At 56.3% G+C, this 22791-nt stretch carries 14 protein-coding genes, 1 other RNA gene and 5 pseudogenes; 12 read left to right on the top strand and 8 right to left on the bottom strand.

Annotated elements, in window-relative coordinates; translation table 11 throughout:
- Window positions 1-237 precede the first annotated feature (237 nt).
- Both prfC and AU509_RS14390 read right to left on the bottom strand, forming a co-directional pair.
- Entirely contained in the window at window positions 238-1827 is a 1590-nt protein-coding gene (prfC, locus tag AU509_RS14395) for a peptide chain release factor 3 (RefSeq protein WP_094118661.1), read from the bottom strand.
- A 269-nt stretch (window positions 1828-2096) separates the two neighbouring features.
- Window positions 2097-2777 (bottom strand): YtjB family periplasmic protein, encoded by a 681-nt coding sequence (locus AU509_RS14390; RefSeq protein WP_094118660.1) that lies wholly within the window; start codon window positions 2775-2777, stop codon window positions 2097-2099.
- Window positions 2778-2917: 140 nt separating this feature from the next.
- Here AU509_RS14390 and serB point away from each other — a divergent pair, with 140 nt between their 5' ends.
- The 3 genes from serB (at window position 2918) to nadR (ending at window position 6620) form a co-directional block, all read left to right on the top strand.
- Complete coding sequence (gene serB / locus AU509_RS14385) at window positions 2918-3895, top strand: phosphoserine phosphatase (RefSeq protein WP_094118659.1); 978 nt, start codon at window positions 2918-2920, stop codon at window positions 3893-3895.
- 20 nt (window positions 3896-3915) lie between these two features.
- Entirely contained in the window at window positions 3916-5301 is a 1386-nt protein-coding gene (radA, locus tag AU509_RS14380; RefSeq protein ID WP_085653126.1) for a DNA repair protein RadA, read from the top strand.
- Window positions 5302-5375: 74 nt separating this feature from the next.
- A complete protein-coding gene (gene nadR / locus AU509_RS14375) occupies window positions 5376-6620 on the top strand; it encodes a multifunctional transcriptional regulator/nicotinamide-nucleotide adenylyltransferase/ribosylnicotinamide kinase NadR (protein ID WP_085653125.1) in 1245 nt (414 codons plus the stop codon).
- Window positions 6621-6632: 12 nt separating this feature from the next.
- Here the strand turns inward: nadR and AU509_RS14370 are convergent, their stop codons facing one another.
- The 3 genes from AU509_RS14370 to zapA form a co-directional block, all read right to left on the bottom strand.
- Window positions 6633-7250, bottom strand: coding sequence for a 5-formyltetrahydrofolate cyclo-ligase (locus tag AU509_RS14370; protein ID WP_085653124.1), 618 nt, complete (start codon window positions 7248-7250; stop codon window positions 6633-6635).
- A gap of 41 nt (window positions 7251-7291) precedes the next feature.
- A non-coding RNA gene (gene ssrS / locus AU509_RS14365) (6S RNA) lies at window positions 7292-7474 on the bottom strand.
- 84 nt (window positions 7475-7558) lie between these two features.
- The gene (zapA, locus tag AU509_RS14360; protein WP_026739504.1) at window positions 7559-7888 is read right to left on the bottom strand and encodes a cell division protein ZapA; all 330 of its coding nucleotides are present in this window, start codon (window positions 7886-7888) and stop codon (window positions 7559-7561) included.
- Window positions 7889-8078: 190 nt separating this feature from the next.
- Between zapA and AU509_RS14355 the strand changes: the two genes are divergently transcribed.
- The 9 genes and pseudogenes from AU509_RS14355 (at window position 8079) to AU509_RS14315 (ending at window position 18818) form a co-directional block, all read left to right on the top strand.
- Window positions 8079-8660, top strand: coding sequence for a YecA/YgfB family protein (locus tag AU509_RS14355; protein ID WP_094118658.1), 582 nt, complete (start codon window positions 8079-8081; stop codon window positions 8658-8660).
- Between the two features lie 57 nt (window positions 8661-8717).
- Window positions 8718-10042: pseudogene (gene pepP / locus AU509_RS14350) on the top strand (Xaa-Pro aminopeptidase).
- Window positions 10039-11216 (top strand): annotated as a pseudogene (ubiH, locus tag AU509_RS14345) (2-octaprenyl-6-methoxyphenyl hydroxylase). The pseudogenes pepP and ubiH overlap by 4 nt, the downstream one beginning before the upstream one ends.
- Before the next feature lie 35 nt (window positions 11217-11251).
- Window positions 11252-12461 (top strand): annotated as a pseudogene (ubiI, locus tag AU509_RS14340) (FAD-dependent 2-octaprenylphenol hydroxylase).
- A 568-nt stretch (window positions 12462-13029) separates the two neighbouring features.
- On the top strand, window positions 13030-13557 hold the full coding sequence (locus tag AU509_RS14335) for a YagU family protein (RefSeq protein ID WP_085652811.1): 528 nt from the start codon (window positions 13030-13032) through the stop codon (window positions 13555-13557).
- A gap of 1006 nt (window positions 13558-14563) precedes the next feature.
- On the top strand, window positions 14564-15199 hold the full coding sequence (locus AU509_RS14330; protein ID WP_085652807.1) for a carbonic anhydrase: 636 nt from the start codon (window positions 14564-14566) through the stop codon (window positions 15197-15199).
- Window positions 15196-16665 (top strand): SulP family inorganic anion transporter, encoded by a 1470-nt coding sequence (locus tag AU509_RS14325; RefSeq protein ID WP_085652806.1) that lies wholly within the window; start codon window positions 15196-15198, stop codon window positions 16663-16665. Before AU509_RS14330 ends, AU509_RS14325 begins: the two co-directional genes overlap by 4 nt.
- 349 nt (window positions 16666-17014) lie before the next feature.
- The gene (locus AU509_RS14320; RefSeq protein ID WP_085652805.1) at window positions 17015-18214 is read left to right on the top strand and encodes an MFS transporter; all 1200 of its coding nucleotides are present in this window, start codon (window positions 17015-17017) and stop codon (window positions 18212-18214) included.
- Window positions 18215-18290: 76 nt separating this feature from the next.
- Window positions 18291-18818, top strand: coding sequence for a chorismate mutase (locus AU509_RS14315; protein ID WP_094118657.1), 528 nt, complete (start codon window positions 18291-18293; stop codon window positions 18816-18818).
- Window positions 18819-19206: 388 nt separating this feature from the next.
- Here AU509_RS14315 and uhpC read toward each other — a convergent pair.
- From uhpC to uhpA, 3 genes and pseudogenes are all read right to left on the bottom strand, one after another.
- Window positions 19207-20537, bottom strand: a pseudogene (gene uhpC, locus AU509_RS14310) (MFS transporter family glucose-6-phosphate receptor UhpC).
- Between the two features lie 100 nt (window positions 20538-20637).
- A pseudogene (gene uhpB, locus AU509_RS14305) lies at window positions 20638-22169 on the bottom strand (signal transduction histidine-protein kinase/phosphatase UhpB).
- Entirely contained in the window at window positions 22169-22759 is a 591-nt protein-coding gene (gene uhpA / locus AU509_RS14300; RefSeq protein WP_085652801.1) for a transcriptional regulator UhpA, read from the bottom strand. The pseudogene uhpB and the gene uhpA overlap by 1 nt, the downstream one beginning before the upstream one ends.
- Between the last annotated feature and the right edge of the window lie 32 nt (window positions 22760-22791).

Here is a 22791-nt window from a genome sequence, read left to right as displayed (position 1 = left end):
ACAGTGAAACAAACTAGAAATATCGTACACACTGTTAACTATAGCTGACTGCGGGTAAAAACCCAGGCAACGTGATGAAAAAGACAGCAATTTCGAGAGATTCGGATTTGTCCGTGCGGTAAATCAAGAGCTGACGCCGGGGATATGGGGGATAATTATCTGAAATATAATAATAAAATAGCAAAAAGCCAGGCGTGAGCCTGGCTTATGTCATCTGCGTAAATCTTAAGCAGAATATTAATGTTCGCGTGTTTTGTGGAACTGTACGTCAGGGTAACGTTCCTGAGTCAGATTCAGGTTGACCATCGTGGGGGCGACATAGGACAGGTTGTCGCCGCCATCCAGCGCCAGATGCTGCTCATTCTTACGCTTAAACTCTTCCAGCTTTTTGACGTCGCCGCATTCTACCCAGCGCGCGGTGGAGACGTTGACCGACTCATAAACCGCTTCCACGTTGTACTCCGTCTTCAGACGGGCAACGACCACATCAAACTGCAGTACCCCTACCGCGCCCACGATCAGATCGTTATTGATCAGCGGACGGAATACCTGCACAGCCCCCTCTTCGGACAGCTGAACCAATCCTTTCAGCAGTTGTTTCTGTCTCAGCGGATCGCGCAGGCGAATGCGGCGGAACAGTTCCGGCGCGAAGTTCGGAATACCGGTGAACTTCATGTCTTCGCCCTGCGTGAACGTATCGCCAATCTGGATGGTGCCGTGGTTATGCAGGCCGATAATGTCGCCGGGATACGCTTCTTCCACGTGAGAACGGTCGCCCGCCATGAAGGTCAGCGCGTCCGCGATCGTCACATCTTTGCCGGTCCGTACCTGACGCAGCTTCATACCTTTCTCATATTTACCCGACACGACGCGCATGAAAGCAACGCGGTCGCGGTGTTTCGGGTCCATATTGGCCTGGATCTTGAAAACGAAGCCGGAGAATTTTTCTTCCGACGCGACCACTTCACGCACGTTGGTTTTACGCGGCATCGGCGTCGGCGCCCAGTCGACCAGGCCGTCCAGCATGTGGTCCACGCCGAAGTTACCTAGCGCGGTGCCGAAGAAGACCGGCGTTAAATCGCCGCTCAGGAAAGCCTCTTCTTCGAACTCATTGGAAGCGCCCTGTACCAATTCCAGCTCTTCACGCAGCTGGGCCGCCAGTTCTTCGCCGACCGCGCTGTCGAGCTCAGGGTTATCCAGCCCTTTGATAACGCGCAGTTCCTGGATGGTATGCCCCATCCCGCGCTGATACAGGTAAGTTTCATCTTTATAAAGGTGATAGACCCCTTTAAACAGCTTGCCGCAGCCGATAGGCCAGGTGATGGGCGAACAGGCGATGTTCAGCTCGCTTTCCACTTCATCCAGCAGCTCCATCGGATCGCGAATGTCGCGGTCGAGCTTGTTCATAAAGGTCAGAATCGGAGTATCGCGCAGACGGGTGACATCCATCAGTTTGCGGGTACGATCTTCCACCCCTTTCGCGGCATCGATCACCATCAGACAGCAGTCGACAGCGGTCAGCGTACGGTAGGTATCTTCCGAGAAGTCTTCATGCCCCGGGGTATCCAGCAGATTGACCAGGCTATCCCGATACGGGAACTGCATCACGGAGGTCGTGATGGAGATACCACGTTGTTTTTCCATTTCCATCCAGTCGGATTTGGCGTGCTGGTTAGAGCCGCGGCCTTTTACCGTACCGGCGGTCTGGATCGCCTGTCCGAACAGCAAAACCTTTTCCGTGATGGTGGTTTTACCGGCGTCAGGGTGGGAAATAATGGCAAAAGTCCGTCGTTTCGAGACTTCGCGGGCAAATTCACTTGGAGACATGTTGTTCAGGCTTCTTCAGGTTAGCACCCGGCGTCAGCATCAGATCGCAGCGATGTCACGTCAGGCAGAGCGGAAATCAATCGTTAAGCGGGGCATTTTCTCTGATTTACCGGTCATAAACAATCGGTGACTGAAAGACGCGCCTTTTCTTTGCCGTTTATCGGCCCCACGGCGGTGAACGAGCCTCTCGTCAGCAGCGCCTCCCACAGCGCTCACGGTGGGAGACGTTTTTATGAAGCATGGCGCAAGATTGAGGAGCCCGCCTGCGCTCAGCGACGAGCACCGGGCTCGTGCGGCGTCTCGCCACTTTCGTCATCGTTATCCGGATCGTCGTCCTCCACCGGCGTATTGGCAGTCAACAGATAGGGCGACTGCTGCCAGCGGGAACGGCGGTGCTGCAACAGCGTCCGCGCGAGAATGATGCCAATGGCCAGCGCCAGCAGGATCATCAACCTAAGAATATTGGTCGTGTTATCGACCTGTTTGGCTTCGGTCGCCAACACGTGGGTATCCAGCGTCACGCGGAGGAAGCCAATCGGCCCATCTTTACCGTTGATCTGTTCGACCAGTTGATGGTTGAAGTAGCTACCGGCCCGGTTGCCATCCAACGCCAACCGATCGCGTAACGGGATCTGCTCCCCGGCCCGCGATATCAGCGTGCCGTCCAGCGCATAGATGCCCGCGTCCAGAATCCGGCTGCGGTCGGTCAGATTGCGCAACACGTCGTGGATCCGCTGGCTGTTGTCATCATTACCTTCCAGCAACGGGGTCAGGCTAAACGCAACCTGACGGGTCAGCGTCCGCGTCAGCTCTTCAACTTGTTCAGAGCGCGCCATTTGGTGACTGAGGCTAAAGTACGACGATCCCTGCATAAGGATCACCAGCAACGCCAGACAGATCAGCACAATAGCCGTACGATGTAAGCGAAATTTCAACCGAGCCCGAACCATGGGAACACCTGAGCGATTTGGAGAGTTTCATGTTGCCAGAAGCGTTGACGATAGGATAGCTTGTTGCGTTGTTTTATCATTGTCCTCTTTATGACCGTTCTACGTCGTCAACACAACACCCGCAGGAAAGGATTTACCCCATGTCGAACCGTTTGACCTATCGCGATCTGCCCGTTGAGATCAATTGCTGGCCCAATTTGCCGCTGTCACTCAGCGGTGACGAAGTCATGCCGCTGGACTATCGGGCGGGCAACACCGGCTGGCTGCTCTACGGCGACACGCTCGACAAAAACGCGTTATCCCGTATGCAGCGCCTGCTGGATGAACCGATGGTCATCGTGAGCGCCTGGAGCGTAGGCGACTATCAGGTCGTTCGACTGGCGGGCATTCTGACGCCGCATATCGCCGAGTCCGCGCACACGCTGGGGCTGGACGTGGCCGCGATGGGGAATCACCCCACCCTGCGCTCGCCCGGTTTGCTGGTCATGGATATGGACTCCACGGCGATCCAGATCGAGTGCATTGATGAAATCGCCAACCTGGCGGGCGTGGGCGATCAGGTGGCGGCGATCACCGAACGCGCGATGCAAGGCGATCTCGACTTCTCTTCCAGCCTGCGCGAACGCGTAGGCACACTGAAGGGCGCCGATGCGAATATCCTGCTGCAGGTGCGTGACTCGCTCCCGCTGATGCCCGGTCTGGAACAGATGGTCAAACAGCTGCAGGAAGCCGGTTGGCATCTGGCGATCGCCTCCGGCGGATTCACCTTTTTCGCCGATTATCTGCGCCAGAAACTGAATCTGGTGGCAGCGGTCGCCAATACCATGGGCATGCGCGATGGCAAACTGACCGGCGACGTGGAAGGCCCGATCGTCGACGCCCAATATAAGGCGGACACCTTACGGCAATTAGCCGACAAGCTGGAGATCCCCCTGGAGCAGACGATCGCCATCGGCGACGGCGCCAACGATCTGCTGATGATGAAAGCCGCAGGACTCGGGATCGCCTATCATGCGAAACCCAAGGTCTATGCGCAAACGTCCACCAGCATCCGCTATGCGGACCTGACCGGCGTGCTGTGTATTCTCAGCGGCAGCCTGCGACACGAACAACGTTAAATAAAGAAGTGAGGTAAACCGTGGCAAAAGCCGCTAAACGCGCCTTTGTCTGCAATGAGTGCGGCGCTGATTATCCGCGCTGGCAGGGGCAATGCAGCGCCTGCCAGGCCTGGAATACCATCACGGAAGTCCGTCTGGCGGCCGCGCCGTCGTCAGCACGCAGCGACCGCTTCGCCAGCTATGCGGGCGACAGCGCCGGGGTCAGCAAGGTACAGAAACTGTCGGACATCAGCCTCGAAGCGCTTCCTCGCTTCTCCACCGGCTTTCAGGAGTTCGACCGGGTGCTGGGCGGCGGCGTCGTGCCCGGCAGCGCCATTTTGATCGGCGGCAACCCCGGTGCCGGTAAAAGTACCCTACTGCTGCAAACGCTGTGCAAACTGTCCGAACAGATGAAAACCCTGTACGTGACGGGCGAAGAGTCGTTGCAGCAGGTCGCGATGCGCGCGCACCGGCTCGGCCTTCCCGCCCAGAATCTCAACATGCTGTCGGAAACCAGCATTGAGCAGATCTGCCTGATCGCCGAGCAGGAACAGCCGAAGCTGATGGTAATCGACTCCATTCAGGTGATGCACCTGTCCGATATTCAGTCCTCGCCGGGCAGCGTGTCTCAGGTGCGTGAAACCGCCGCCTATTTGACCCGCTTCGCCAAAACCCGCGGAGTGGCTATCGTGATGGTCGGCCACGTCACCAAAGATGGGTCGCTGGCGGGGCCAAAGGTGCTGGAGCACTGCATTGACTGTTCCGTGCTGCTGGACGGCGACGCGGACTCTCGTTTCCGCACGCTGCGCAGCCATAAAAACCGTTTTGGCGCCGTCAATGAGCTGGGCGTTTTCGCCATGACGGAGCAGGGTCTGCGTGAAATCAGCAATCCATCGGCCATTTTCCTGAGCCGAGGCGATGAGATCACTTCCGGCAGTTCGGTGATGGTGGTATGGGAAGGCACGCGGCCGCTGCTGGTGGAAATTCAGGCGCTGGTGGATCACTCCATGATGGCCAATCCCCGGCGGGTGGCGGTCGGACTGGAGCAGAATCGCCTGGCGATCCTGCTGGCGGTACTGCATCGCCACGGCGGCCTGCAGATGTCCGATCAAGACGTGTTCGTCAACGTGGTGGGCGGCGTAAAAGTGACGGAAACCAGCGCCGATCTGGCGCTGCTGCTGTCGCTGGTCTCCAGCCTGCGCGATCGCCCGCTGCCGCAGGATCTGGTGGTCTTCGGCGAGGTCGGTTTGGCGGGCGAGATCAGGCCGGTGCCGAGCGGACAAGAGCGGATCACCGAAGCGGCCAAACATGGCTTCAAGCGTGCAATCGTCCCCTTCGCCAACATGCCCAAGAAGCCGCCAGCCAACATGCAGGTGTTCGGCGTTAAGAAGCTGGCGGACGCGCTCGCCATTCTGGATGATCTGTAACGGCAGATAGCTTTGGATCATGACCCGGCCCCTGTGGTATTTTGTTTAGTAAGCTAAACAAGGAGCGCCGGATCATGTCACCATTCGATTACCTCAAATCGGCTATCAAACAACAGGGATGTACCCTACAGCAGGTTGCCGACGCCACCGGGATGACGAAAGGCTACCTTAGCCAATTATTGAACGCCAAAATCAAAAGCCCCAGCGCGCAGAAGCTGGAAGCGCTGCACCGCTTCCTGGGGCTGGAATTCCCCTACCATCAGAAAAGCATCGGCGTCGTGTTCGGTAAATTTTACCCGCTGCATACCGGTCATATCTATTTGATCCAGCGCGCCTGTAGCCAGGTGGACGAACTGCACGTCATCATGGGGTTCGACGAAGAGAGGGACCGCACCCTCTTCGAACACAGCTCCATGTCGCAGCAGCCGACCGTCAGCGACCGCCTGCGCTGGCTGCTGCAAACCTTCAAATATCAAAAAAATATCCATATTCACGCCTTTAACGAAGAAGGTATGGAACCCTATCCGCACGGCTGGGACGTCTGGAGCCAAGGCATTAAAAAATTCATGGCGGAAAAAGGTATCGAACCTAACTTCGTCTACACCAGCGAAGAGCAGGATGCGCCCCAGTACAAGCCCCATCTCGGGATCGACGCCGTACTGGTCGACCCGAACCGTTCCTTTATGAATATCAGCGGCTCTCAGATCAGACAGAACCCGTTCCGCTACTGGGAATACATTCCCACAGAGGTGAAACCTTTCTTCGTTCGTACCGTGGCGATTCTGGGGGGCGAGTCCAGCGGAAAATCAACGCTGGTCAATAAGTTGTCCAATATCTTTAACACCACCAGCGCCTGGGAATACGGCCGTGACTACGTATTTTCGCATCTGGGCGGCGACGAGATGGCACTGCAGTATTCCGACTACGATAAAATTGCGCTAGGCCAGGCCCAATACATTGATTTTTCAGTTAAATATGCCAACAAAGTGGCATTTATCGACACCGACTTCATCACCACGCAGGCATTTTGTAAAAAATACGAAGGTCGCGAGCACCCGTTCGTTCAGGCGCTGATTGAGGAATATCGATTCGATCTGGTGATTTTGCTGGAAAACAACACGCCGTGGGTGGCGGACGGTCTACGCAGTCTAGGCAGCACGGCGGATCGCTCGGAGTTCCAAAATCTCCTCAAGGAGATGCTGGCGCAGAATAACGTCGACTATGTCTATGTCACCGAATCGGACTACGACAGCCGCTTTCTGCGCTGCGTGGAGCTGGTGCAGAACATGCTGGGACACGACGGCCGCAGCATGAACTAAACCCAGCATGCCTTACGTCGGCCAGCGCCACTCGCGGGACGGCGTGAGGATTTCCGGGAGCGGGACGTCCCAATGGGCTGCCGGCACCTGCTCCACCTGCTGACAATCGTGAGCCAGACCGATCGGATAAGGCCCGCGCGCCTGCCAGTGTTCCAGCGTGCGATCGTAGAATCCCCCGCCCATCCCCAGTCGCTGTCCCTGATCGTCGAACGCCACCAGCGGTGTAAACAGAATATCGAGCTGGTGAGTCGGCAACACCTGACGCACGTCTAATCGCGGCTGCAAAATATTCAGCCGGTTAAGCGTTAGCGGCGTGTCATGTTCATAGCACAGGAACAGCAACTGACCGGCGCTGAACGGATGCAGAACGGGAAGGTAGACCTGCTTGCCCTGACGCCAGAGCGCGTCAATCAACGGAGCGGTATCCAGTTCGCCATCAAATGAGAGATACGCCGCTACATGTCGGGCTTGCTGAATTCGGGGATGATCGATAATGCGTTGCGCCGCCTGTTGAGAGAAGCTCGCCTGCTGTTCGGCGCTAAGCGCGCGGCGACGTTGGCGTATACGCTGACGGAGGGTCTGACGGTCAAGATCGGCGGAGCGATCGGCAGAAGAAGTGAGCGTCTGCATATCGGGTATCGGCCTGTTGGAAAGGATGTAAGAAAAAGGAAGGAATCTCCGAGATGCCGCCGCAGGCTGTAACCCTTGAACCCTTGGTTCAAGGTGAACGTCACGTCGCAGTTTTTAGGCTTCTCGGACGGACCGAGCATGCGCACCAACCACAAGCACAACATTCTGTTGGTTGTAAATATCGGCTCAGGGGACTGGCCCGCTGGCAAACATCTCAGAGAAATTTTATTCGTTACTCGCTGTTACCCTAACATGTCTAACAGCGTTTTGTTACCCGTAATCCCCAACCTCTTTACCAAAATGCGCACTTATTCAAACTGGGCATCCTGACGGTCGGTAATGCGGCCTTGCTCCAGCAGCGCCTGTTCAATGGTCTGCTGCAGCATGCGAATCCGTTGTTCCATATTGGAGGCATAGTCACGGGTTTTTGTCCGTTCCTGCGCCAGCTCATGGCACACATTGAGCGCGGCGATAAAGACCAGCTGCTCCGTGTTTGTGACTCTAGTGCGAACTTTGAGATCTTGCAACCGCTGGTTAAGATCTTCCGCAGCCTGATTCAACGCATCCTGTTGTTCTGGCGGACAATTCACTCTTAACGAACGGCCAAAAATTTGAATATCTACCGGTTGTGCAGACATGCCACCTTCCTGCCCTTGTGTCGTTTCGCACCCGCGCGGATTGATTACCTGGCGCTGCCTGGCAGCCTTTCCAGGTAAAAAGCGGGCGCTACTATATATACCCCAAATAGAAGATACAAGCCCTTTCTGGTATAGCAACGGAGCTTGGTGGTAGCATAACACGAACTCCCCGCAACGACGATGAATGCGCATGTCTATAGAGAACAAACTCCCTGGCTATGAAGCCACTGAACAACTACTGAAACAGCATCAGGTCGCCCTGACGGCAGCGGAAATGCACGGCCTGATCAGCGGCATTTTATGCGGCGGCAATCACGACGACAGTTGGAAAACGCTGGTGTCGGAACTGACCAACGACGGCCTGTCATTCCCCCAGGCGTTGGCTCAGCCGCTGCTGGAGATTTACCAGATCACCCGCAGTACGCTGGACGATGAAGGCTTCATGTTCCAGCTGTTCCTGCCGGACGATACGCAAGACAATGTGACCGTTTTTGAACGCGCCGACGGTCTGGCGGGTTGGGTCAACCACTTCCTGCTCGGCCTCGGCGTAGTGCAGCCGCGTCTGGAAAAGACGCAGGGCGAACTGAAAGAGGCGATTGGCGATCTGCGCAACATCGCTCAGCTTGGCTATGACGAAGATGAAGATCTGGAGCAGCTGTCCCAGTCGCTGGAAGAAGTCGTCGAATATGTGCGGGTTGCTGCCATAATGTGTCATAACGAGTTCACTCATCCGGTGGTAACCGCCCCCGAACAAAAGCCGACGCTGCACTAACGTTCGGCTATCCGCCTTACAGGTCAGCGCCCGGCGCTGACAATTCAGGAGCAGGTGATGAATCAACAAGAATATCTCCGTCGACGGCAGGCACTGCTGGAAAAAATGGCGCCTGCCAGCGCCGCGATTATTTTTGCGGCCCCCGAAGCGCAACGTAATGCCGACAGCGACTACCCCTACCGGCAGAGCAGCGATTTCTGGTACTTCACCGGCTTTAATGAGCCTGAAGCCGCGCTGCTGCTGGTCAAGAGCGATGAAAATCATCACCACAGCGTCTTGTTCAACCGGGTCCGCGATATCAACGCCGAAATCTGGTTCGGACGCCGTCTGGGACAGGATGCCGCCCCAGCCAAACTGGGTGTGGATCGCGCGTTGCCGTTTGAAGAGATGGGCGAACAGCTGCATCTGTTGCTAAATGGACTGGACGTGGTTTACCACGCGCAGGGCCAGTACCGTTACGCCGACAAACTGGTGTTCGCCGCGCTGGAAACGCTGCGTGAAGGCACGCGTAAAGGCTACTCCGCGCCGTCGACGATCACGGACTGGCGCCCGTGGGTGCATGAAATGCGTCTGGTTAAGTCGCCGCTCGAAATCGACCTGCTGCGACGCGCTGGAGAAATCACGGCGCTGGCCCATACCCGCGCGATGCAAACCAGCCGTCCCGGTCTGTATGAGTATCAGCTGGAAGGGGAAATTCACTACGAGTTCACCCGCCACGGCGCTCGCTACCCGTCATACAACACGATTGTGGGCAGCGGCGAAAACGGCTGCATTCTCCATTACACCGAGAACGAGAGCCAGATGCAGGACGGCGATCTGGTGCTGATCGACGCTGGCTGCGAGTACCAGGCTATGCGGGTGACATCACCCGAACTTTCCCGGTTAACGGAAAATTCACGGCGCCTCAGCGCGCAATTTACGACATCGTGCTGGCCGCCGAAAAACGCGCCATCGAGCTTTATGGTCCGGGACGCAGCATCCGTGAGGTTAATGAAGAAGTCGTCCGCATCATGCTACAGGGCCTGCTGGATCTCGGTATTTTGCACGGCGACATCGACGAACTTTATACCGCCGAAGCGCACCGCGACTTCTATATGCACGGCCTGAGCCACTGGCTGGGTCTGGATGTCCATGACGTCGGCGATTACGGCACCGGCGATCGCGGACGCATCCTGGCGCCGGGCATGGTGCTGACGGTAGAACCGGGCCTCTACATCGCCCCGGACGCCGACGTCCCGCCGGAATATCGCGGCATCGGCATACGCATCGAAGACGATATTGTGATTACCGCCAGCGGTAACGAGGTGTTGACCGCGGGCGTGGTAAAAGATCCGGACGATATCGAAGCGCTGATGGCGGCCGCGGCGAGCAACGCTTCATGAGTATCCTGATCGTCGGCGGAGGCATGGCCGGCGCAACTCTGGCGCTCGCGATCGCCACTCTGTCGCAGGGGAAGATCGCGGTCGATCTTATCGAATCCCGCGACCCCCAGGATCGCCAGCATCCCGGCTTTGATGCGCGCGCCATCGCCTTATCGGAAGGCACCCGCCAGCAGTTGGAAACGATCGGTATCTGGCCTGCTCTGGCGGATGCCGCCACGCCGATCAACACCGTACACGTCAGCGATCGCGGCCACGCGGGCTATGTCTATTTGCACGCCCGGGACTACCGAGTCGACGCATTAGGCTATGTCGTTGAGCTGCACGAAGCGGGCAAACGCCTGTTCTCACTTTTGGAGCAAGCGCCGGGGGTACGTCTCCACTGCCCGGCGACGGTGGTCAACGTCGAGCGCGATGCTAACGGCGCGACGCTGACGCTGGACAACGGCGACGCGTTGCGCGGACAGCTGCTGGTGGCCGCCGACGGCTCCCACTCTCAGCTAGCCCATGCTGCGGGGATTCGCTGGGAAGATCATCCTTATGAACAGGTGGCGGTCATCGCTAACATCACTACCTCGGAGCCTCACCGCGGCCGCGCCTACGAGCGCTTCACGCCGCATGGCCCGTTGGCACTGTTGCCGATGAGTCAGGGCCGCAGCTCGCTGGTCTGGTGCCACCCGCAGGCGCGGCAGGCCGAAGTGGATAGCTGGAGCGACGACGCGTTCCGGCGTCAGCTACAGCTTGCCTTCGGCTGGCGGCTGGGCGCGATGACGCACGTCGCGAACGCCACAGTTATCCACTCGCGCTGCGCACCGCAGAGCGCCACATTAGCCACCGGCTCGCGCTGGTCGGCAACGCGGTGCAAACGCTCCATCCTATCGCCGGTCAGGGTTTCAACCTCGGGCTGCGCGATGTGATGACGCTGGCGGAAACCGTCGTGACAGCCGTAACGCGCGGGGAAGATCCCGGCAGTTATCCGGTGCTGGATCGCTACGAGCAACGGCGTCAGCCGGATCGCCAGACGACCGTCGCGATTACTGACGGGCTGGTGAGGATCTTCGCCAACGCGTATCTCTCAATGGAAGTGGCGCGCAATCTGGGCCTGATGGCCATGAACAGCCTGCCCGCGCTGCGGGATAGTCTGGCACGCAGAACGCTAGGCTGGGTGGAACGATAACCGTCGCCGACGGCAACAACAGGAATTCACGCTTTATGCAATCATTCGACGTGGTAATCGCCGGCGGAGGCATGGTCGGTCTGGCGCTCGCCTGCGGGCTACAGGGCAGCGGGTTACGCATCGCCGTACTGGAAAAACAGCCGGTGAATGCCCCCGCCGCCCAGCAGGATCTGGCGCCGCGCGTGTCAGCCATCAATGCCGCCAGCGAACAGCTGCTGCGAAAGCTCGGCGTGTGGCAAACCATCGCGGCCCAACGCATCAGCTTATAACGAGATGTACGTGTGGGATCGGGATAGTTTTGGCAGCATTAGCTTCAACGGCGAAGAGACCGGTTTTTCCCATCTTGGCCACATCATCGAGAACGAGGTGATCCAACAGTCGCTGTGGCAACATGCGGAACGCGCGCGCGACGTCACTCTTATTGCGCCCGCGGCCCTAAAGCAGGTGGCGTGGGGGGAGAACGAGGCCTTTATCACGCTGGAAGACGGCAGCATGCTGACAGCGCGGCTGGTGGTCGGCGCGGACGGCGCGCACTCATGGCTGCGGCAACATGCCGATATTCCGCTGACCTTCTGGGATTACGGTCATCATGCGCTGGTCGCCAATATCCGTACCCAGCGTCCACACGAGTCTGTGGCGCGGCAGGTCTTTCACGGCGACGGCATGCTGGCGTTCCTGCCGCTCAGCGATCCGCATCTCTGCTCCATCGTCTGGTCTCTGCCGCCGGAACGCGCGCAGACCATGCTGGAAGCGCCAGCGGAAACGTTCAATTCGCAGCTGGCCGCCGAGTTTGATATGCGTCTGGGCCTGTGTGAGCTGGAAAGCGAGCGACAGTCTTTCCCCCTGACGGCACGCTACGCCCGTAGCTTTGCCGCACACCGACTGGTGCTGATGGGCGATGCGGCGCATACCATTCACCCGCTGGCGGGACAAGGCGTGAATCTGGGTTTTATGGACGTTGCCGAGCTGATTGCCGAGCTCAAGCGCCTCCAGTCTCAGGGCAAAGATATCGGCCAGTATCTGTATCTGCGCCGCTACGAACGTCGCCGCAAGCACAGCGCTGCGATGATGCTCGCCAGCATGCAGGGGTTCCGCGAACTATTCGCCGGTTCACACCCGGCCAAGAAATTGCTGCGCGACGTGGGGCTGAAGCTGGCGGATACCCTGCCTGGCATCAAACCCACGCTCGTACGTCAGGCTATGGGGTTCCACGACATGCCTGAGTGGCTGGAAGAGCAACGCTAATCCGCCTTCATACCTCCAGGAGCGTCTCTGACGCTCCTGAACGCTTTCGCCTTTCACCGGATTGACGCCCGACATATTGCAACGATGCTCAGCACAGGAATACACCGACCCGCCCCTGTTTTACCCGTAAACCGACAGAGAACCGATTAACGTTTTATCGAAGGAGCGTGACGGAGATAAAGGCGGGATAAAAATACCGCACAATAAAGCGGCGACCTTTTTTCAACATCATGTTAAAAGCGATATCGCTTATTTCTCATTACCGAAATAATATAAAAAAGCTATTTACATGATATTTCTGACTTAAAATATCCGGCTATAAAATAATAGTGGTTATATTTCTCAGGTGTTGCATTACACTAACTATATTGCGCCCTTCCATTAGCATTTCCGCTACACTATCAAAGCGTGACGGCAAGCAGATAATGTCGACACCTTTCCTAGGTAGGTATATGATTGCAAGCACATATAATCACAGATCTTCAGTTTCTGCCGGGGGGTTCCCAGCGGGGAGATCTGCCGTTTTCGTTCCCTGTTTTTGCGCCGTTATTGAGGAGAAAATAACATGCTGCAAGCGCGTACCGTTAAAGAGAAAGTATTACTGGCTATATTGGTCGGTATTATTGCGGGCATTATTTGTGCCATTACAAAATTCGGCTGGGAAATTCCTTTTCCACCCAGAACACCCGCACGTGATCTGACTAACCCGCCACAGGAATTGCTGCAACAGCTGGGTATGTCCTTTGAGCTTTCTCACATTAGCTACCTGTTCAATGGCAACCCGCGCCCGATCATGAGTTTCATCATGCACTTCGGTTTCTCAATCACCTTTACCGTGCTGTACTGTATCGCTGCCGAATTCTGCACCAAAATCAAACTGTGGCAGGGCGCATTCTACGGCCTGGTACTGTGGGTTGTGTTCCACGTCGTTCTGCTGCCGCTGTTCGGTACCGTGCCTGCACCTTGGGATCAGCCGTTTGCTGAACACTTCTCCGAACTGTTTGGTCATATGTTCTGCTTCTGGGTTGCTGAGCTTGCTCGCCGCGATCTGCGCAACCGTATGACACACCTGCCGGACGCTGGCGAAACGCGCTAATTCGCCGTTTAACGCCCGTACAATTCTGCCGCTACCCGCTCCGGGTAGCGGCATTTTTTTCGCCCCTCACCAACCGTTGTCCTGTCAAACGTCCAACAATGTATTGACGCAACGACTGTTTATCACCAATGTCTCAGCCGCCGTCGAATCACAACAACGACCCGTAAAATCCGCCCCTATAAATATATTGAAAAAAATTGACGTTAATTTACATACAAAGGACACCTAAGCGACTGGAAGTGTCTCAAATGGACTCTATGGCCAAGGACAATAAGGGTCACAAGAGACATAGCTTGTTAAAGCTGGCCATTCTGATGGCTGAATAACCTCGTATACATTTTGATTAAACCCCTTATTTTCATACCGCAAATTGAATCGGGGATATAACCAGACTCAATATCAGGGTATTTTCCATGCCGAACTAAACTGGCGAAAAATCGAGGACATTGCTATAGGTATATAAATATCGAATGCGTGCCATCGCAGCGGAAATACTGGCGTCGTTCTATATCATTAAAAAAATGATATAAATTTAAAAAAATAAGTGCAACATCAGGGAATATTAAACTCACCAGTGATTTACTCAAAAAATAAAAATAAATTAAATCAATAAGTTAAATACATAAATCCGATAAAAAATGGTCCCCGCGCCCAACATCAGCGCAGACCGGCCAGCTTACCTACACAGCTATTATTTAATAACAAGATGATTCCCTTTAATTAACTAAATTAATAGCCACCTCCATAAAAACAGCGATAAATCATAAGATAACCACTGAGGTAAATAATCTGATTTACGTTTTTTCAACTGGTGAATAACTCTTTTTTTCTTACAATCACAACACGTTATTTATTTTTATCAGCACGACGCCTCAAATTCAGGCGATATCCATAATCAGTCATTCGCCCCATGCTTTTCATTTTCGAGGTATGTATTACTGGGGAAAGTTAACGCGTGTCCACAAGCTCAACTGACATTCAATTTTTTTCACAGGAGAGACCTATTTTGACGACTTTGAAACCCTTGCTCGCCAAAAATCGCAGTTGGGCGCTGCAACGCCGCCAACGGCACCCCCACTACTTCAAACAGCATGTTTCGGTGCAGAAGCCACACTCGCTATGGATCGGCTGTTCAGACAGCCGCGTTCCCGCCGAAGTCCTGACGGGCTCCAGCCCCGGTGAACTGTTCGTGCATCGCAACATAGCCAACATGGTAAGCCACGAGGACGATAACTTCATGAGCGTGCTGCAATACGCCCTTGAATACCTCCGCGTCTCGCGCATCGTACTGTGCGGCCACTACTGCTGCGGCGGCGTTCAGGCGGCCATCGAATTACCGACGATGGCGCTGGATCAGGAAAACTCTGCGCTGTCTCGACGGATCACATCCCTGCGTTCGACGCTGCTCCCCCATCTGTCTGATCACGTAGGTCAGGGAAGAGAGGAAACGCCGGATGAACAGAGAAACCGGCTGGTCGAAGCCAACGTGCGCGAGCAGTTCACCCGGTTGGTCCATGCGCCGCCGGTAGTCAAAGCCTGGGAAGACGGCATGGAACTGAGCGTGTTTGGCTGCGTCTACGACCTGCATAACGGTCATCTGAAGGAGTTGATTCACCAGAGTCACGGGGAGGGCGCCGCATGAACCTCTCAACGCTTCGCCAAGATATCCCCGCCGGTATTGTCGTCTTTCTTGTCGCGCTGCCGCTCTGTCTGGGCATTGCGCAGGCCAGCGGGCTCCCCCCCTTTGTCGGCCTGGTAACCGGCGTCATCGGCGGTCTGGTGGTCACGCTGCTCAGCCCGTCGCGCTATGCCGTCAGCGGCCCGGCCGCAGGACTGGTCACGATTGTGTCCGGGGCCATTGAGTCGCTGGGTTCGTTCGCCGCTCTGCTGTTCGCCATCATGCTCTCCGGCGTGCTGCAATACCTGATGGGCATGGCCCGCATTGGACGTTTCATTTCAGTGGTTCCCAGCAGTGTGATCCGCGGTATGCTAGCCGCCATCGGCCTCCTGTTGATCATGCAGCAGATCCCGCTGGCATTGGGTTTTCCGGATGCAGAGCAGATGAGTTCGCTATGGCGCGATCCTTCCCTGCTGCCCTCGTTTAGCGCGCCTTTTGTCGCTCTCTCGGGACTACTACTGCTATGGTGTTGGGACCATCCCGCCATCAAACAGCACAAAATCTTGAGCTGGTTCCCCGGACCGCTGGTCGCCGTTCTCTTTGGCGGACTGTGCGCGCTTTTTGGCGATCGCGTTGTTGCCGATTTCGCCACCACGCTGCCGCGCATTCAGCTTCCATCCTTCGAAAATCTCGGCCAGTTGGCGGCTGAAGCCATCCGTCCTGACTGGCAGGTTTGGAACAACCCCACCGTTTACGTCGTCGCCGTCACGCTGGCGCTGGTCGCCAGTCTGGAAACGCTGCTCAGTCAGGAAGCCCTGAAGAAAATCAAGCCGCAGACTCCGCCGCCATCGCCGGATAAAGAGCTGCGGGCGCAGGGCGTCGGGAATTTGCTCAGCGGTTTTGTCGGCGGTCTGCCCATCACGGCGGTCATCGTGCGCAGTTCCGTCAACGTTAACGCAGGCGCGCGCAGCAAAATCGCCATCCTGTTGCACGCCGTCTTACTGCTGCTCAGCGTGCGTTACATGAGCCAGTTGTTGAACATCATTCCTCTGGCCAGCCTCGCGGCCGTACTGCTATATACCGGATACAAGCTGGCTGCTCCGGCCCTGTTTGTCTCTCAGTGGAAGAATGGCTGGCAGCAGTTTGCTCCGTTCATCATCACCATCGCCGGGATCATCGTATTCGGCATGCTCGCGGGGATTGGGTTGGGGATAGCCGCTCAGCTCGCCATCAGCAGCTATAAGAGCCACCGTAATGCGCTGCAGCTCACCCGCTACGGCAACCATTTCGTGCTGCGCTTCCAGAAGAACCTGACGTTCGTCCACAACCCGCATCTTCAGTCGCTGCTCAACAAGATCCCGTCTCATAGCGTGGTTATCGTCGAGCATGACAATGCGGACTACATTGATGCGGACGTCAAAAACATGCTGCTCGAGTTCCGCGAAGAGGCGACGCAACGCGGCATTCGTCTGGCACAGTGGCCGCTGTAATGCGATGAAGTTTCATGCTGTACGTGTGGTGCAGCGTTTTACATGCTCCTACAACCCGGGCCGTTCAGGCGGCCTGGGCTACCTACCCAGACTTCGCCGGTTCAAACGCAACCGTTGAGCGAAACCGTTAAAATAATAAGTCCGCAAATTATCCCTGCACGAATTGACATAAATCGGGAAAAAATAGATTAGGGTTTACTTTATGTCAGCCACATCATTATATTGGTGCATCAATAGGCTTTAGGCTTATTTATCATTACGCTTCGGCACGGATTCCCTCTATGGGCGTTTTAATAAAAATTTTTTAATTTAAAAAACGACCGTAATATTATTCAGGATGAAGTTATACATGAATCCTATCCCGCTTTTTTTTGTTTCTTTAGTCTTTATTGCAGACGGCCTGATGGTATTTTTGATCCCCATACTGGTCTATGCGGAAACCCAAAGTCTGACCTATTCGGGGCTCGCCTACGCCCTGTGGTGGCTGCCCAGGATTGTACTGACCCCGTTGCTGGGAGCCGGCATCGACCGCTGGGGCGTGCGTACGCTTTCCATTGCCTCGGATGCGGTCAAAGCGTTGGCCTGCCTGCTACTGTGCCTGGTGCTGCACTTCACACGGGACCCACTGATGTTATCCCTTTGCGCGGGGGTGTTCGGCACCGTCGTATCCGCGGGCAATGCACAAACCACCCTGGCGTTCGAGAAACTGATTGCCACCTTCAGTCGGAATGTGAATAAAGATGCCAACTTGCTGACCCGTGCGGATTTATTAGGCTGTGTTATCGGCCCGTTGCTCGGCATATTATTTTATGACTCAGGCTACATGACGATTTTATTTATTGCCGCCACCGGTTATTTAATCAATGCCTATTATTTTCTGACAACTCAACACCTCACTCTCGCCACAAAATCTACAACGGTCGCCACTCAAAATTTAATGCCTTCTTGGAACCTATTAAAAAGTCCACTTATTATTTTGATGTTATTTCTGGCGGCGGGAAATAATTTCTTCGCTGGATTAATGGCTTCCAGTGGTCCCGCTATTATCGAGACAAAAATGGCGCTGCCCATTGAATATTTCGGACTGGTTCAGATTTTTGCGGGTGCCGCCGGCATGGTCACGACAGGTATCTACGGCACCGGGATGCGACGTGTTAGCAAGGAGGGACAGCTGACGCTCGGCATTCTCATCATCACGCTGTCATCGCTTGCGCTCTCCCATACGATGGACAGACTGATACCGTTTATCACCTTTTACTCGCTGTGCATTGCCGGAAAAGTCTTCACCGATAACGTCATGCGTACGCTGCGTATTACCCTGATCCCTTCACGACAACTGGCTGGCGCCTCTTCGCTGATCGTCATGCTAAATCAGTCCATCCTGCCGTTCATGTGGCTGTTTCTGTTTATCGCTGAACATTATCACCTGCCTATTCAGGACTTTATGTACATTGCCGTGGTGATCTCTTTGCTCTCGGGGTTGGGGATCGTGCTGGGAATGCGTAAAATGCAGCAACATGCACATATCTCGTCATCGCAGACCGAATAGCGTCAGAGGCTCATCGTGACGAGCGCATGGACCTCACCCGGATAGACATATCCCCTATCTCTAACAAGGAGCTACCATGTTACGGAAAACGATGCTTCTCACCCTCGTGTTTTGTTGCAACGCCATCGCCGCAGGCACATCGCCGGTCGCCGATCTTATCAATCAACGACTCAGCTACATGAAGGATGTCGCCGCCGATAAAATGGCGCATCAGCGCCCCATCGAGGACTCAGGGCAGGAGCACAACGTGCTTGAAGTTAGCCTGCGTCAGGCGGAGAAAGATGGGCTGGATTGCGCTTCCACCGCGCCGTTCGTTCAAGCGCAGATGGATGCCGCCAAGGCGATTCAGTATCGCTACCGCGCGGACTGGCTCTCCTCTCCCGAGCTGAACTATCAACCGCTTCCGCTGGACACAGTTCGAGCCCGTTTAATCGATATCAACACGCAGTTGCTGCAACAAATTACCGTCATGTTGCAGCAGGACGGCAGTCTGCATCGACTGTCCTATGCGCAGTTCTCTCAGTCGCTTACGGATAAAAAACTGAGCGTCGGCGATAAAAAACGCCTCTTCACCACCCTGCAACAAATCCGCCTGCATCACTGATCGGCAAGGCGCGCGGTAAAACTCCGGCGCGCCATTTTCCCCGCCCATTTTCGCTATCACGCTGTGACGCCGTGCGCTGACGCCGCACAGTGAGAAAATCGTAATATCGAGGGTATTGAGGACGGGGAAGTCGGTCGCTTAGGGGACAGACGTCAGGACTTCCCCAGAACGTAAAACAGCGCCCCCGCAGAAGACAATGGAGCGGCAACCGCAATACCATTTCTCTACGAGGGCGCTGTATCATCCGTTGGCGACAGGCTGTCGACGGCGGTTTAGATAAGCTCGGCGAGAGGGGATGACGCCATTCCCTCATCACCGCCCTCCGTGACGACATCGACTTGGGTCAGATGCCGTCTCGAAGGCGTCGGCGGTCAATCGACCGCTCGGATCAGGCCGTTTTTTTCACGTTATCCTGATTCTGCGCACGCAGGAACGGCAGCAGGAACAGCGCGGACAGGCAGGCCGCGATGGAGATCACGACGAAGAAACCTGACCAGTGCCATTTTTCAACCACCTGCGCCACCGGGTAACCGGACAACGCCGCGCCCAGATAGGCGAACAGGCCGACAAAACCGGTCGCCGCGCCAGCAGCATCTTTATGAGAACACTCTGCCGCCGCCATGCCGATCAGCATCTGCGGACCAAAGATGAAGAAGCCGATAGCGAAGAAGCAGCCGGCTTGCAGCACGTAGCTGATGCCCGGCATCAACCACAGCGCGGCCACGGACAGGAAGATACCAATGGCGAAAATCAGGTTCATCGGACCACGGTTGCCGTGGAACAGTTTGTCAGAACCCCAGCCTGCGACCAGTGAACCGATAAATCCGCCCACTTCGAACAGCGCCAGCGCCGAGTTGGCCGTCATCAGGGAGTAGCCTTTCTCCTGCGTCAGGTAAAGGTTACCCCAGTCATTCAACGCCGTACGGACGATGTACACCAGCACGTAGGACACCGCCAGCAGCCAGATGTACTTGTTGGTCAGCACGTAGCGCTTGATGATCTGACGGTTGGTGAGGCCCTGACCTTCAGACTCCTGCACCAGCTCCATTTCGTCGTTACGCCATTGACCGACGCTAGGCAGGCCCATCGTGTTCGGCTTGTCGCGCAGTCTCCAGCACAGCAGCAGACCCAGCGTAATCCCGATGATACCAGGGATGATCATGCCGTAACGCCAGTTGAAGTGCAGGGAAATAAAGCCCACCAACAGCGGGATCAGCGCGCCACCGAAGTTATGAGAGGTGTTCCAGATCGCCCACCATCTTCCGCGCTCAGAGCGGGAGTACCAGCTGGTCAAAATCTTGGAGCACGGCGGCCATCCCCAACCCTGGAAGAAGGCGTTAATCATCCACAGCGCGCCGAACACCAGCAAAGAGGAGCTCAGGCCGAAGACGATGTTGATAACACCGGTCATAATCAGGCCAATCCCCATGAAGTAGCGCGGATTGGAGCGGTCGCTGATCATCCCGGAGATAAATTTGGAGCAGCCGTAAGTGATATAGAACAGCGTGCCCAGAATACCGATGTCCGACATGCTCAGACCCAAGTCGGCCACCATGGCGGGCATGATGAAGTTGAAGCTCTTGCGTGTGAAATAGAACGCGGCATAGCGACATACATGACCCACATCAATTGAATGCGCCAATATTTATAGGCGGCATCGATCTGGGCGCTGTCCTTCACCTGAGGGGCGTCAGGACGGCTTTTTAAAATGAACCACATGAAAACCTCGTTATACTGCTGTAGCGTTAGTGGCGCTTATGGTGCCTCGCGCGCGCTTGATCCGACCAAGCCAATGGCGCATAGAAACTAAGACTTTTTCCTAGTTTTGGGTATTTTTTCCGAAAATTGCGGGGAGGATCACAACCAGACGCGTTCCGCCTTCGTTACGCAGAGCGCATTCGCCGCCGATGGCGCGTACGCGATCTTGAATTCCGCGCAGCCCGTAGCCCGGTTTGACGCTCTCCACGTCCACGCCCCGCCCGTTATCCTGAATACTGACGCAGTACTGCCCGGCCGCATTCAACTGACCGCTCACGCCGATATGCGTCGCCTCCGCATGACGGCATGCGTTGGTCACGCCTTCCTGACACAACCGATAAAGAATGATCTTCAGCGTATCGTCGAGATGCGCGTCCGGGATTTGCCAGTCCAGCGAGGTCGTAATCCCTGATCGGGCGGCACCAGATCGCGTAGCAGCGCCGCCAACGCCCCAGACAGGGAAAGCGTACTGAGCGCGGCGGGCCACAGCTGCGCCAGCAGATCGTGAATACCGTCATACACCCGCAGGGCGTAGGACTCGATCGCCGATGCGCTGGAGAGCACCCGAGGCTCCTGCGTCAGTTTGCGGATAATGCCGGAGTGGGTACGGATTACAGTGATGGTCTGCCCAACCTCGTCATGCAGCTCGCGGGCGATCTTACGCCGGGTGTCCTCTTCCGCCGTCACCAGCGAACGGGCCAGTCGTCGATTCTCTTCCAGCCGGAGCGCCAGCTGATGATTCAGGTGACGTTGACGTTCAATGCCCGCGCCCAACAGCATACCGGTCAAACTCTGCGCCAGCAGCGACAACAGCAGATCGCGATGGGGGCCCATGCCGTGGGGTTCGGACGCAATCAGCACCACGCCGTTGAGCAAGGTCGCCAACAGCGCGCCCTGCCAGCCATAACGGTAGGACATGAAAACAATCGGGATCGCCAGACAAAACGGCGCGAAGCGCCGCAGTTCAACGTCATCGGCCTGACGCTGCAACCAGACGCTAAAAGCGAACAACACCAGATATCCGCCCAGATGATATAACCGCATATTCAACGGCTGATGGATCAACCCCGGCTCCAGCGGCGCCCAGCGCTGCCGGGACAAATATTGCCAGATAAGCAGACAGGTCGGCGCGACCGTCAGTCCGCCGCTCAACCCCAGCAGCAGCGGTTGCACGGGAGCCGCGCCCATCACCAGCGACCAAATCACCGCCTGCAACGCCGCCGCCAGTACGACGACGGCACCCTGTTGCAACGGCCACCGCCACTCCGCTTCACTCTGCAAGGAGCGCTGTAGCCACCCGGCCGTTAACCGTAATAGCGCCAGACACGCCGGCAACGTGCACAGCAGCGCCCACAGTTCAGCGCTCGCGCCAAACTGCTGATACAGCACCCACAGCATCACGGCTTCCGCGAACAAGATCCCGCTCCAGCATCGACGCGGCGTTTGCAGCAGCACACCGACCCGCAGGCCGAAGGGGAACAACATCACGGCTTCCAGCGGGTTGGCGACCAGCGCGGTGCCGATCCCCCACAGGCAAAACCAGGCGGCGGCATAGAGGAAGAAAATGGAAACGGCAAAAATGACGCGCTGCATCAGTACCCCAACATGCGCTGCGCCAGCTCGACGTTATTGTTGACGCCCAGTTTGGCGAACAGGTTGGCGCGATGAACGTGTACGGTCTTCGGGGATAGTCCCAGCTGCAACGCGACCTCGCGCACGTCGTGTCCCTGCGCCAGCAGCATGGCGACTTCGCCTTCGCGACGCGTCAACGGGTCGACCTGCGAGCGCGTCAGCTGGCGGGCGATCTCCGGCATCAGATAGACGCCGCCCTGACCCACCGTGCGCACCGCCGTCACCAGATCTTCCGGATGACAACGTTTGGACAGAAATCCGCGCGCGCCCCGCTCCAGCGCCAGCTCGACCATCGCCGGGTTATCGTGCATCGACAGCATAATCACCGCCAGCCCGTAGGGCAGGTCGGCCAGCAGATCCAGCCCGCTTTCATCAGGCATAGAGATATCGCAAATACAGATATGCGCTTGTAGCCCCGGCAATCCCTTGCGCGCTTCGGCGGCCGAGCTGAACTCGCCCACGACGTCGATATCCTCTTCCAGCGCCAACAGCTGCACAAATCCTGAACGCACGATGTAATGGTCATCAATGAAGACAACGCGGTAAGTCATATCAGGCTCCGGGGAATGAACGGCAAGGCGGG

This window comes from Lonsdalea britannica (assembly GCF_002111595.1).
GTDB classification, from domain to species: Bacteria; Pseudomonadota; Gammaproteobacteria; order Enterobacterales; family Enterobacteriaceae; genus Lonsdalea; species Lonsdalea britannica.
The sequence above is the reverse complement of the archived record's forward strand: the minus strand, read 5'-3'. Positions and strand labels throughout refer to the sequence as shown.